The 13095-nt window shown below is 60.1% G+C and carries 7 protein-coding genes, 1 tRNA gene and 1 pseudogene; 5 read left to right on the forward strand and 4 right to left on the reverse strand.

Going from position 1 to position 13095, the window contains the following annotated elements; translation table 11 throughout:
- Positions 1 to 624, reverse strand: a 624-nt coding sequence (locus LKG04_RS00005; RefSeq protein ID WP_291763127.1) for a TetR/AcrR family transcriptional regulator, incomplete at its 3' end; no start/stop codon positions are given.
- A gap of 290 nt (positions 625 to 914) precedes the next feature.
- Positions 915 to 990, reverse strand: a tRNA-His gene (locus tag LKG04_RS00010).
- An 899-nt stretch (positions 991 to 1889) separates the two neighbouring features.
- Here LKG04_RS00010 and LKG04_RS00015 point away from each other — a divergent pair.
- The 5 genes from LKG04_RS00015 to LKG04_RS00035 all read left to right on the forward strand — a co-directional run bounded on the left by LKG04_RS00015 (position 1890) and on the right by LKG04_RS00035 (position 10301).
- The gene (locus LKG04_RS00015) at positions 1890 to 2915 is read left to right on the forward strand and encodes a threonine aldolase family protein (RefSeq protein WP_291759221.1); all 1026 of its coding nucleotides are present in this window, start codon (positions 1890 to 1892) and stop codon (positions 2913 to 2915) included.
- A gap of 506 nt (positions 2916 to 3421) precedes the next feature.
- The gene (gene purT / locus LKG04_RS00020; protein WP_291759223.1) at positions 3422 to 4765 is read left to right on the forward strand and encodes a formate-dependent phosphoribosylglycinamide formyltransferase; all 1344 of its coding nucleotides are present in this window, start codon (positions 3422 to 3424) and stop codon (positions 4763 to 4765) included.
- Between the two features lie 122 nt (positions 4766 to 4887).
- Positions 4888 to 5640 (forward strand): phosphoribosylaminoimidazolesuccinocarboxamide synthase, encoded by a 753-nt coding sequence (gene purC, locus LKG04_RS00025; protein ID WP_291759225.1) that lies wholly within the window; start codon positions 4888 to 4890, stop codon positions 5638 to 5640.
- 252 nt (positions 5641 to 5892) lie between these two features.
- Positions 5893 to 9615: a phosphoribosylformylglycinamidine synthase gene (locus LKG04_RS00030; protein ID WP_291759376.1), complete on the forward strand. Its 3723-nt coding sequence runs from the start codon at positions 5893 to 5895 to the stop codon at positions 9613 to 9615.
- Between the two features lie 497 nt (positions 9616 to 10112).
- The gene (locus tag LKG04_RS00035) at positions 10113 to 10301 is read left to right on the forward strand and encodes a hypothetical protein (protein WP_291759227.1); all 189 of its coding nucleotides are present in this window, start codon (positions 10113 to 10115) and stop codon (positions 10299 to 10301) included.
- Positions 10302 to 10764: 463 nt separating this feature from the next.
- Here LKG04_RS00035 and LKG04_RS08825 read toward each other — a convergent pair.
- Both LKG04_RS08825 and LKG04_RS00045 read right to left on the reverse strand, forming a co-directional pair.
- Positions 10765 to 10974 (reverse strand): annotated as a pseudogene (locus LKG04_RS08825) (hypothetical protein); the annotation flags it as partial.
- Positions 10971 to 12650 (reverse strand): type VI secretion protein ImpB, encoded by a 1680-nt coding sequence (locus tag LKG04_RS00045; protein ID WP_291759232.1) that lies wholly within the window; start codon positions 12648 to 12650, stop codon positions 10971 to 10973. The pseudogene LKG04_RS08825 and the gene LKG04_RS00045, both read right to left, overlap by 4 nt.
- Positions 12651 to 13095 lie beyond the last annotated feature (445 nt).

Genomic DNA, 13095 nt, shown 5'->3' on the forward strand with positions numbered 1-13095 from the left:
ACGGCATCGCAAGCCGTCTCGCATGATCCGAAGCAGCGTGGCGAAGTCCGCCATGACGCTCCCTGCCGGTCTGCCTGCAAGCACATCGCGCACGCAGCAATGGCTGGCCTGCGTGAGCATGCGGACTGCGACGACGTTCGCATCGCCGTCGTGCAGCGGCTGACCAGCAACGATAAGGGAATGGTCGTCGAAGAAACGTTCCACTTCGCTCCTTCTCGTCCCCACCCCGCCCCTGAGATCGGCAGACTTCTCATGGCCTTGGAGCTGGTCTTCATTGATCTGCCAGTGCAGACGAAGCAGATCAGCATAAGGCGACGAAGCCATTTGGCGCACCACCGCGAAGGTGTATTGATAGAAGACATCAAGAGTGTCGCCGGGGCTGTTCTCCAAGGCGTCAATCAGTCCGCCGTGGATATCCCGCAACGCGATGGCAAGCGCATGCCGATAGGCGTCGTCCAAATCATCGAAATAGACATAGAAGGCACCTCGCGCGATGCTGGCGTCACGCACGATCCTCCCCACTTGCGCCTCACATAGCGGGTGGGATGAGAATTCATGCAGCAGCGCCTGCTCGATGCGGTTACGTTTAACCGCGCCGAGACCAAAAAACGTCTGTGTAGGCATGAAGTCCCCTATTTGTTAGCGCCACGACGACCAACAGCTATTGACACGATGTCAACTACGGAATGACCATACGCCACCATTGACGCTGTGTCAATCTTTCGGCATACCTCGGCAGCATTGCGGTTCCGCACCCATGATGAAGTCGATTTCAATCGTGTATTGACGCTCGCCCCGATAAGGCCATGGGCCGCACGGTAAAATCCTCTGTCGATAGCAGAACCGCAACTACCATATTCAGTCCGGCCAACGATCCCCACTCGTCAGCGCGACAGGAGCCGAGAACGATGAAGTGGGGTGGACGACGGGTTTCGAACCCGCGACCTCCTGAACCACAATCAGGTGCTCTACCAACTGAGCTACGTCCACCGTGTGTGACGATTTCGCAAGCGAATTCGCACAACAGATGGATACTATACATGATTCCCGCGACCCCCGCTCGCGGCGAGTCGCCCAGGTCGCATCGCAGCCCGAACAGTTATCTCCTCCCCCAGCCTCGCTTCGTCTTGCGCCATCGACTATTGCGACACGCCGACGCACTTCGAGGCCATGTTCGTTTCTCCCCCGATCACACAATCAGACCGTTTCGATGTTGGATGCTGTGCGTTTATAAGGCCCATGCGTAAACACTACTGAACATTATGGCCCTGGCACTTCGCACACTGGATTTTCAGAGCCATGCCCACTACAATTAATAACTGAGGGTCGGAGTTGCAGCCGGTCGATCAGCCGATGGGCCGCAATGAAGCGCACAACCTGAGGAATGTCCAAGGGCCTCTGCGCAACACCTTCCTTGATGATAATTGAAAATAGATAATTGAAGAACATGATGACGGTGACAACGGTGATGCAGGGTTCGTGAACCGGGCCACGGACGCCAGGGACGGCGTCGGAATGATGCGAAAGATGGCGAAAGATGACGCACCGCATTGAGGCGATGCCGGCGGTCGCTGCAGATGATTGAGTGAGGCAGTGAAAATACAAGCCGCGCAATGTGGCGCTGCGGCAGGTACTGATGCACAGGTACGGAAGTGGCATGGAGGCAAGAGAACACAAGGGCGCGAGGGCTGCCACTAAGACGGCCCCGGGGAGCAGACCGTCCCCGGGGCCGTCTTGTTTATCTGCACGACTTGCAGACTTGTCTCACTATGGCCCTTCCTTATTGCGTGCATGCGGCCAGTATGGTGCTAAGTGCAAACCGTGGGGAGCCGCGCGCGATAGACTCGCAGCTGTTTACGATTCCGCGTTGCCCAGCCAAGGAGCCTGCCATGCTTTCATTCACCAACGATTACAGCGAAGGCGCGCATCCGCGCATACTCGAACGCCTCGCCGAAACGAATCTGGAACAGCTCCCGGGATACGGTTGCGACCGCTATACCGAAGACGCTATGGCGAAAATCCGAGAGGCCTGCGGCGCTCCAGAAGCCGACGTGTGGTTCCTTACCGGCGGCACGCAGACGAACCAGACCGTCATCGACGCCGTCACACCCCCCTATGCAGGCGTCATAGCTGCGACCAGCGGACATGTCAACGTGCATGAGGCCGGTGCCATCGAATACACCGGGCACAAGGTCCTCGCGCTGCCGGAGCACAACGGCAAAGTTGATGCCGGCGAGCTCGACCGGTACTGCAAGGATTTCTACGCCGACGGCAACTACGAGCATATGGTCTTCCCCGGCACGCTCTACATCTCCCATCCCACCGAATATGGCACGCTGTATTCCAAAGCGGAGCTTGAGGCACTCGCCGAGGTATGCCATCGCCATGAACTGACCTTCTTCCTCGACGGCGCACGGCTCGGTTATGGCCTGACGGCCGACGGCACTGATGTGGCGCTCGAGGATATCGCCAGACTCACCGACGTGTTCTATATCGGCGGCACCAAGGTCGGCGCGCTGTGCGGCGAAGCGGTGGTCTTCCCGAAAGACAATAGTCCGAAGCACTTCCTGACGCTGATCAAGCGGCACGGAGCCTTGCTCGCCAAGGGCTGGCTGACCGGATTGCAGTTCGACACGCTGTTCACCGGCGGGCTGTATCTCGACATCGCCCGGAACGCCAACGACAAGGCCACGCAGATTCGCAAGGCCTTGGTGGCCAAAGGCTACGAACTGGCCTATGAGAACCCTACGAATCAGATCATGGTGAATATGGACGGCGCCACCATCGAACGCCTGTCGAGGGACGTGGAGATGGGCTTCATGCGCAAGGTCGACGATGGGCATACGATCATGCGCCTGTGCACCAGCTGGGCCACCACGCAGGAGCACACGGACCAGCTCATCGCGCTGCTGTGACGTTGCAATGCCATCGCAGGCAGCGGCGACCATTTCATGCACCGCGACAAGAATAGATTGGATGGATCCCAGTGCCGCCCAAGGCAGCATACCGCTGATTCCGGCGAACACTGCAGCGCATGCCCGGCGGCGATGCATAAGGCAAGCGGCGCATGATCTGCTGCACAATACCACCCTTCGCCATGACACGTTTTCTCCCGGCTCATAGACAGATGAGGCGAAAACACCCAGTCGCGGCTAAAGGGCATGCCATCGAATCATCATCCAAATGCTGGCTTGCAGCCTATTTCGGATCGTGCTGCATGGCAGGTTCACATTCGGATCATTCACGACAGCGCAAGCTTTTCGTCGAATGAGGTCAGTATGCCGTTGCATCTAACGGAAATCACATTTCATCAGCATATCTTGCGTTGGCTGAACCATCACAGCGTATTCGAACCATTGCCACCGCGGTTTATGCGCATTCTTGGCTGCCGTCTATACATGCGGAATGGCACAATGGTCGCATGAACGAAAATACCCAGAATCGTCCTGACCCATCGTCTGCCACCCCCCAATCCACTTCTTCAGTTTCCGCTTCAGCGCTGCCCGATTCGCCCTTGTCGGTTGACCGCCCGCTCGGCACGCCCTTGGGTCCACAGCCGACCCGCGTGCTGCTGTTGGGCTCCGGCGAGCTGGGCAAAGAAGTCACCATTGAGCTGATGCGGCTGGGCGCTTGGGTATGCGCCGCGGACAGCTATGCTGGTGCCCCGGCGGCCCAAGTGGCACATGAGGCGCAGGTGCTTGATATGGCGGACGCGCAGAAGCTCAACGCGCTTATCGCACAGGTGAAGCCGGACATCATCATTCCCGAAGTGGAGGCCATCGCCACCTCGGAACTGGCCGAAGCCGCCCATCGCGGCATCCAAGTGGTGCCGAGCTCCGGCATAGCCGCAATCTGCATGGACCGCGAACGCCTTCGCACGCTTGCGCACGACGAGCTTGGCCTGCCCACGACGCCGTACCGTTTCGCCGGATCCTTCGAGGAGCTCGGCTCCGGCGCCGAGGCCGTGGGCTACCCCTGCGTCGTCAAGCCGATTATGAGCTCGTCCGGGCATGGGCAGTCGGTCGTCGAACGCTCGGAACAGCTCGAACAGGCTTGGCGGGAGGCGCAGACCGGCCGCCGAGCGGCAAACGACGGCACCGTTTCACGCGTCATTGTCGAGGCCTTGGTGCCACTCGCCTATGAGCTGACCGTGCTGACTGTCAGCTCACGTGCGGGCGTGGTCACCTGCGCGCCCATCGGGCAACGGCAGGATCATGGGGATTACCGCGAATCCTGGCAGCCGGCCAACGTCGATGACATGACGCTGGCGACGGCCCAGCGCATCGCCTGCACTGCGGTGCTGGGCATGGTCGATCAGGCACAGCGCGAGGGGGAACGCGGCTGGGGCGTGTTCGGCGTGGAACTGTTCGTGCTCGACAATGGCACCGTGCTTTTCAACGAGGTCTCCCCCAGACCTCATGACACCGGCATGGTGACCATGCTGTCACAGCGCCTGAGCGAGTTCGCGCTGCACGCCCGGGCCGTGCTGGGACTGCCGGTGACGCAGGAGCATCTGAATCTGACCTTGCGACAAGGCTCGGTCGCGGCGAGCCATGCGATTGTGGTCGAGGGCGAGGGCGAAGCCGTGTTCTCGAATCTGCCTGAAGCACTGTCCGGACCGGACGCCGATCTGCGCATTTTCGCCAAGCCGGCCGTGCATGGCCATCGGCGCATGGCGGTATCGCTGGCAATCGGGAGAGACGTTGACGAGGCGCGAGCGCGAGCCGCGAACGTGGCAGACACCTTGCATGTTGTGGTTGCATAGGACATAGATGCCCCCGATCGGCATCAGCAATGCCGCATACGTGTCGTTGTAACCTCTGCTTGCTACTCTATGAGCGTCAAATCACCTCCCATTCGAACATGGACACACGCGAAAGGCGGGTCATGGAGAAACTGGAGAAGCTCTACGAGGGCAAGGCCAAAAAACTTTACGCAACCAACGATCAGGACATTCTCTGGGTCGAATACATGAATCAGGCGACCGCCGGTAACGGCGCAAAGAAAGCCCAGATCGAGGGCAAGGGAGAGCTGAACAATCACATCACCTCCGTTATCTTCGATCTGCTCAAAGCCCGGGGCGTGGAAAGCCACTTCGTGCGGCGCGTTTCCGACACCGAGCAGCTGGTGCGACGCATGACCATGTTCCCGTTGGAGATCATCATGCGCAACACCGCCGCGGGGTCGTTCGCAAAGCGCTATGGCGTCGCCGAGGGCACGGAACTCAAAAAGCCGATCCTCGAGTTCTGCGTGAAGTCCGACGAGTTGGGCGACCCCTTCATCAACGATGACGGCATCCTTGCTCTGGGGCTGGCCAGCGACGAGGAGCTTGCCGAGATTTCGCGCCAGGCGCGCGCGGTCAACGAGGCGCTGCTCGATATCTTCACGAAGATCGGCGTGCAACTGGTCGATTTCAAGATCGAAGAGGGCAAAACCAGTGAAGGAACCATTCTTCTGGCCGACGAAATCACCCCTGACACCTGCCGCCTGTGGAACAAGGACAGCAAGGATGGCGAGGTCGAGCATCTCGACAAGGACCTCTTCCGCAGGGATTTGGGCGATATCATCCCTGCCTACGAGGAAATCTACGACCGCCTGACCACCTTGGCCAAGAGCGAGGGCATCACCCCCAGCGCATGATCGCAATCGCCTGCATCCGAAATTGACGGATGCAGGCGACATCTATTTCAGGGCTTCATGCGTGCTCATGCGGCGGGTACCGATAGCCGGCAAAAGACGATAATTAACAGGACTGTTAGTCAACAGACAATTTGATCGGAAGACAGGACGACAGTGGCTCAGGCAAATACAGCGACTCACAGTACAGCGACGCGGAACAACGCAGCATCCGGCGCAACGGCCCACGACGGCACGACCGTTTTCCGCACCTATGTGGAGAAGAAACCCGGATTCGACGTCGAGGCACAGCAGCTGCGCGGCGAACTCGTCACGATTCTCGGCATCACGGGCATCACCGGGCTGCGCATGATCAACCGCTATGACGTCCAAGGCATCGATGCCGCATTGTTCAACCAATCCGTGGCGACCGTGTTCAGCGAGCCGCAGGTCGATACGGTTTCCGCAACGCTTCCCGAAGCCGCCGACGATACCGCGGCCAGCGCAATCTTCGGCGTGGAATACCTTCCCGGCCAGTTCGACCAGCGTGCTGACTCTGCGAGCGAATGCATCCAGCTGATCTCCCAAGGAGAGCGCCCCACCGTGCGTACGGCCAGAATCTACATCATCTCTGGCAGCCTCTCCCCCGCGGATCTGGCGGCCGTCAGGCGCTACGTGATCAATCCGGTCGAATCGCGACCCGCCTCGCTCGAACCGGTGGCCAACCTCAACGATGAGGTCAAGCAGCCCGAATCGGTCGAAATCCTCAAAGGCTTCAACGAACTGGACGAACAGGGACTGGGCGTCTTCCTTGCGGATCGCGGTCTGGCGATGGATCTGGCGGATGCGCAATGCTGCCAGCGTTACTTCGCCAGTGAGAGCCGCGAGCCGACCATCACCGAGATCAAGGTGATTGACACATACTGGTCCGATCATTGCCGCCATACGACCTTCGGCACGCGACTCGACGACATCGCCTTCGACGACGACAAGGTGGGCGAGGCTTTCAACCGCTATCTTGGGCTGCGCAAGGAGCTGGGCCGCGACGAGAAGCCGATATGTCTTATGGACATGGCCACCATCGGCGCGAAATGGCTTGCAGCCAAGGGTCTGCTCACCGGGCTGGACGAGTCCGAGGAAATCAACGCGTGCACGGTCAAGACCAAGGTCGATGTGAACGGGCACGACGAGGACTGGCTGTTCCTGTTCAAAAACGAAACGCATAACCATCCCACGGAAATCGAGCCCTTCGGCGGCGCGGCCACCTGCATCGGCGGCTGCATCCGCGACCCGCTTTCCGGCCGCTCCTATGTGTATCAGGCGATGCGGGTCACCGGTGCCGGCGATCCGACCGTGCCGGTGAGTGAAACATTGCAGGGCAAGCTCCCCCAGCGCAAGCTGGCGACCGGGGCCGCCGCCGGATACTCCTCGTACGGCAATCAGATCGGCTTGGCCACCGGGCAGGTCGACGAGATCTACCACCCCGGGTACGTGGCCAAGCGCATGGAGGTCGGCGCCGTGGTGGGAGCTACGCCGGCCGACCATGTGCGCCGCGAAACCCCAACTCCAGGCGACAAGATCATTCTGTTGGGCGGCCGTACCGGCCGCGACGGCATTGGCGGAGCCACAGGAGCTTCGCAGTCCTTGGATGTCACCTCGACCACCGAGCTCGGCGCCGAAGTGCAGAAGGGCAACGCGCCTGTCGAACGTAAGCTGCAGCGGCTCTTCCGCCGCAAGGATGCTTGCCGCCTCATCAAGCGCTGCAACGATTTCGGTGCGGGCGGCGTGTCGGTGGCGACCGGCGAGATCGCCGACGGGCTGATCATCGATCTGGACGCGGTGCCCAAGAAGTACGCGGGCCTCGACGGCACTGAGCTGGCCATATCCGAGTCGCAGGAGCGCATGGCGGTGGATGTCGCCGCCGACGATGTGGACGAGTTTCTCGAGTACGCGCGCCAAGAGAATCTTGAAGCCACCGTCATCGCGACTGTCACGGCAGAAGCCCGGATGCGCATGAACTGGCGAGGCGACACCATCGTCGACTTGAGCCGCACCTTTCTCGCGTCGAACGGCGCCGAAAAGCATCAGCAGGTGCAGGTGGGACCGAGCAGCAGCTACACCACGCCGACATCATGGAATACAGGGTCGTTTGGGACGCGCATGCGCGCGCTGGTGAGCGATCTGAACGTCGCCTCGAACAAAGGGCTTGGCGAGCGATTCGACTCGACCATCGGCGCGAGCACCGTGCTGATGCCCTATGGCGGCTCGCGTCAGCTCACGCCGAGCTTGGCGATGGTGGCAAAACTGCCGGTCTTCGGCGAAACAACTACCGCGTCGGCGATGGCATGGGGCTTCAATCCTTACATCATGGAGCGCGACCAGTTCACCGGCGCGTATCTTTCCGTGGTCGAGTCGCTTGCAAAGCTTGTGGCCAGCGGATTCAAGCGCGAGAACGCCTATCTGAGCCTGCAGGAATATTTCGGCAAGCCCGGTACTGAGCCGAGTCGCTGGGGCAAGCCGTTGGCCGCAGTGCTCGGCGCGCTGAATGCGCAAATCGACCTGGGTGTGGGCGCCATCGGCGGCAAGGATTCCATGAGCGGCAGCTTCGAGGCTCTCGACGTGCCACCGAGTCTGATTTCCTTCGCCGTGGCCATCGGATCGGTGGATCACGCCACTTCGCCCGAGTTCAAAGGCGCCGGCCACCGCGTCGTACGCATCGCGCCGCGCTACGCCGCCGATGGCCCGACCCCGGACGTCGAAGGTTTGCTCGGGGCGATGACCGCCGTCGAGGAGCTTATCGAGGACAGGTCAGCCCTGGCTGTTTCCACGCCTGGCTATGGTGCAAGCGCTGCCGCGCTCTTCGAGATGACCGTGGGCAATGGCATCGGACTCGCGCTTGAGCCGGATATCGACGTTGATGATCTCTTCCAGCCAGCGTATGGCTCGTTCTTCGTGGAACTGGCCGATGATGCCCCGTTGCCGAAAGTGACAAACCAGGTATGCGTGGGCACAGTCGGCGAGACGATGACGGACTACGAGTTCCGCACGGGCGAGGAGACGTTGGATCTCGCGCAGCTGCAGGAGGTCTGGGAGAGCGGCATCGAATCGGTGTACCCCTACCGCGCGGACGGCCCTGAGGTCGAGACGATCAGCCACGTTGCCGGACAGACCGCGCATCGTTCCGGAAAGGGCATCGCCAAGCCCCGCATCGTGATACCCGTCTTCCCCGGCAACAACTGCGAATACGATTCCGCGGCGGCCTTCGAACAGGCGGGCGCCGAGGTGAGCACGCTGATCATCAACAACCTCACGCCCAATGCCGTCGCGGAATCGACCGCGCATCTGGCCCAAGAGATATCCCGCAGCCAGATCGTCATGATTCCGGGCGGTTTCTCCGGCGGCGACGAACCGGACGGCTCGGCCAAGTTCATCACTGCGTTCTTCCGTTCGCCGCAGGTCGCCGAGGCCGTGCGCGACCTGCTGAACAATCGCGATGGGCTGATGCTGGGCGTGTGTAACGGCTTCCAGGCGCTCGTCAAGCTCGGCTTGGTGCCCTTCGGCGACATTGTGCCGATGACGGCCGAATGCCCGACGCTGACCTTCAACACCATCGGCCGCCACCAGAGCCGCCTGGTGCATACGCGCGTGGCCTCCGACCTGTCGCCGTGGCTGTCCAAAACCGAGGTCGGCGACATCCATACCATTGCGATCTCCCATGGCGAGGGCCGTTTCGTCGCCCCGAAACCGGTGCTCGACCAGCTCAAGGACTCCGGACAGATAGCGACGCAATATGTGGACGAAAACGGTGTGCCGCGCATGAGCTTGGACGTGAATCCGAACGGATCCCTGCTTGCCGTCGAAGGCATCACCAGCCCCGATGGCCGCGTTTTCGGCAAGATGGCCCACTCCGAGCGTTCGGGCGCGGGCCTGTACCGCAACGTCCCGGGCACCGAACGTCAGCCGATTTTCGAGGCTGGAGTCGAATACTTCACCGCTTGAGAGGGGCGGATCGCTAGCGCAAATCGGCATACGCAAGACAGGGCCGACAGGGAATCGGACACCACATGAGTGCCGGATGATTCCATGTCGGCTTTGTTCGTCATTCCGTCCGCATATCTGTCAATAAACAGGCATCACATCCTCGATTTCTGGCTGGAATCGCGTTCCACCGAGGAGATCGGCCTTATCTCTGGTAAATTTCATTCCTCACTGTGGCAATACGACTTATTCGCAGTTACGAATGATGAATGCAGCTGATGGGCATCAAACGCTTGGCGCAATCCATCCGACTTCAGGCAGACGTTGCGCGCGAATCCGAATTTACCTCGGTCTCGGTTCACCGGCAGCTTCCTGGATATAAAGAATACGACTTGCCATAGCTCGGCGCTGTGCGATGGGCTTGCCATGCGCTTTGCTCCGGAGATGATGACAACCTAACGCAGGACCTTTGGCGGTATTCATCGGCCATGCCAAAGAGGCCTTGCAGACAGCGCGTTGTGCCCCTCAATTCGCCCGCTGGCATCACGTATAGCAGCCAATACGCGCCCGCGGCTTCCGCAGATCTTCGGATCATCGGACAGATCGACAAAGGCAAAACGACCGTTTTCGGCGAGAACCCTGATGGCCTCGGCAACGCTCGTGGCCTTGTCTCCAACATCCCTGACTTCGTGGATGCGGGCACCTGATCACCCGATCGAATTCACCATTCGAAAAGTCAACCGTGACGCGGAACCAAGCCTCCAGATGGCGCCAGTTACAACCGTCACAGGCGCAATCGCCACCGAAAGCGTCCAGAACAATCGGATTCTCGATGGTTTGATCCAAGTCGGATAGCTGGCCATAGCGCCCATAGCGCCAACATAAGTCTGCGCGGTTCCCCGCTCGATCGCGCCACATTGCTCATTCGCCGCCCTTACCCATACTTTCCCCATCGCCCGGCTTATCCAGATCATCTAAGGCGATGATTTCTTCAAGCGGAATTACGGTGTCATCCTCAAGTACGAGGGCTTTCCGCTCTTGGTCGAGGAGGTGGATGACGCCTTCGGCAGTGATGTAGCCACCGCCATCCTTGTGCTTGTCTTTGCGAAAATAGGTGATTGCGAACCGATGCCGGGAGCCGAGCCGATTCAGGGCGCGTTGCAGCTTCGCATCGAGTTCGCGTTGCGCGTCCTCGTCCAGCAGCACACGTTGCCGCGTTTCGCGCGCCGCTTCCATGATGATGGCGTCGTATCCGGTGAGCGCGGCGAACGGCATGAACTGCGCGGCGCGATTGCGCGGAGCCATGCGTGCGCGGCCGCGTGACTGGTGATGCGGCAGCGCGATGATGTCGTCGTAGCGGTGGGTTGCTTCAAATGTCATGCGGCGTGACCTCCTATCTGCGCATTGCGTTTGATGCCGGTGGCTCCCTTTTCCAAGTCCATGCCTTTGACAATTGCGTTGCGGCCGAATCGGCGTTTGACGCCAAGCATCGCGCGCTGCACTTCGAGTTCGTTGCGCCGCTCCTGCCCGGCTGCCCGACACGCGGCGGCTTCCGCGTCACTGCATGAGAACAGATCAGGCTGCTCATAGCGCCGTTCCCCTATGACAGCCTGCTCTGGACGCAGCCGACCCACGACGACGTTCATCCGACGCACCAGAAGATCCGGGTCGGTCACGCGGTCGTATAACGCCATCATGGCGTCAAGGATGACTTTGGACGACGACGTGTATGAGCCAAGCCTTGTGCTGCCTCTCGACGGTTTAGGCACCGTGCGGCCGAAATGATCGTGCACCACGGCCCGCAGTGATGGCTTGCGCACGACGGCTCCGACATCGATGCTTTCAAAGCCTGCGATGTCAGTATCGGAACCAGTGCCGCCGGAACCAGCAGTATCAGAACCGACAGCGGCAGTGCCGGCAGCTCTGCCTTCCCTGGCGGCCTGCCCGGCACTGGTCTGTCGAGCACTCGGAGCAGTGTCGTCCAGCCGCTCGTAGCCGATATACAGCCCGATCTGATCGGTCTGCATCTGCTTGTCCACCATTTCCAGGACGAGCATATCGATCATTTCCTTGATCACGAGCCGGGCATGCTTCCAGTCGTAGGGCGTTTGCAGCACTTGGCCGGAGCTCATGCTGGTGGCTGCCGGCCTGTATGCCTTGATCTCGGCGATGGAGCACGGCTCATAGCCCCACGCGTGATCGATGAGCAGCTCGGCGTTGATGCCAAACATGCGGTAGAGCAGATCCTCGTTGTAGTAGTCGCAGGGTCTTCCGGCTGAGCATCGGGCGACATCCCCCATGGTAAGCAGCCCGTGCGATTCGAGCTTCTTCGCATAGCCGCGCCCGACCCGCCAGAAATCGGTCAGCGGCCTGTGCGCCCACAGCAGCCGCCGATATGACATCTCGTCAAGCTCGGCTACGCGCACACCATCCTTGTCGCCCGGAATATGCTTGGCCACGATATCCATCGCGACCTTGCTCAGGTACATATTCGTGCCGATCCCGGCCGTGGCAGTAAGCCCTGTGTTCTTTTGAACATCATGCACCATGGCGACCGCCATCTCATGCGCGCTCATGCCCGATGATTTGAGATAGTGCGTTACATCCATGAACACCTCATCAACCGAATACACATGGATATCCTGCGCTCCTACATACCGCAGGTAAATGGCATATACTTCCGCGCTGCGCTGCAGATACCGCGCCATCTTGGGCTTAGCTGCTATATACGTCGCCCTCAGATTCGGCGATGCGTTCAGCTCACCGGCGTCGAATGACTCCCCTTCGAGGCGCCGGTCCGGAGCGTCCAGACGCCGGCGCTCATTGATCTCGGCCATCTTGCGCACCACTTCGAACAGCCGCGCACGGCCGGGAAGGCCATAGACCTTGAGCGACGGCGAGATTGCCAGACAGATTGTCTTCTCGGTGCGGCTGACGTCAGCCACCACCAGATTGGTCGTCAGCGGGTCAAGATTGCGTTCCACGCATTCGACGGAAGCATAGAACGATTTGAGATCGATCGCGATGTAGGTTCGCGCTTCTGCATGATGCTCCATAGTCCGCCTCCTTGTGCGCTCCTTCGTGGCCGGGTTCTTCGATTCGGTACGTCATACAATACACAAATAATCGAACATATGTTCGAACGCGTGTCGTTCGCAAAACGATCCCCATGGTGTGTCGCCGCGGGTTTGCCCACTCTTCGATGTGGGTTATCTGCCGCCCACGGAGGTCTATCTGCCCTGTTTGCAACCTATTCCGCGGAAGGACGAATATAAGGTGGTCAGCAATCGCCATTTTCGGGCAGTGCTATTTGGGGCGCCGCGAGATTAGCGCTACACACAGCGTAGCTAGACCGCCGAGACATCCCGATAACGTCTCACGCAACGCAGATACGTGAGTTTTTCAGATGGCGCACATAGGAAGATCACAAGACATCACAAGACATCACAAGAAACCGTACCAATCATTCCATGGATACTCGCGAGGAGGCCACGTCGGCCG

It is taken from the genome of Bifidobacterium sp., from assembly GCF_022640935.1.
In the GTDB taxonomy this organism is placed as follows: domain Bacteria; phylum Actinomycetota; class Actinomycetes; order Actinomycetales; family Bifidobacteriaceae; genus Bifidobacterium.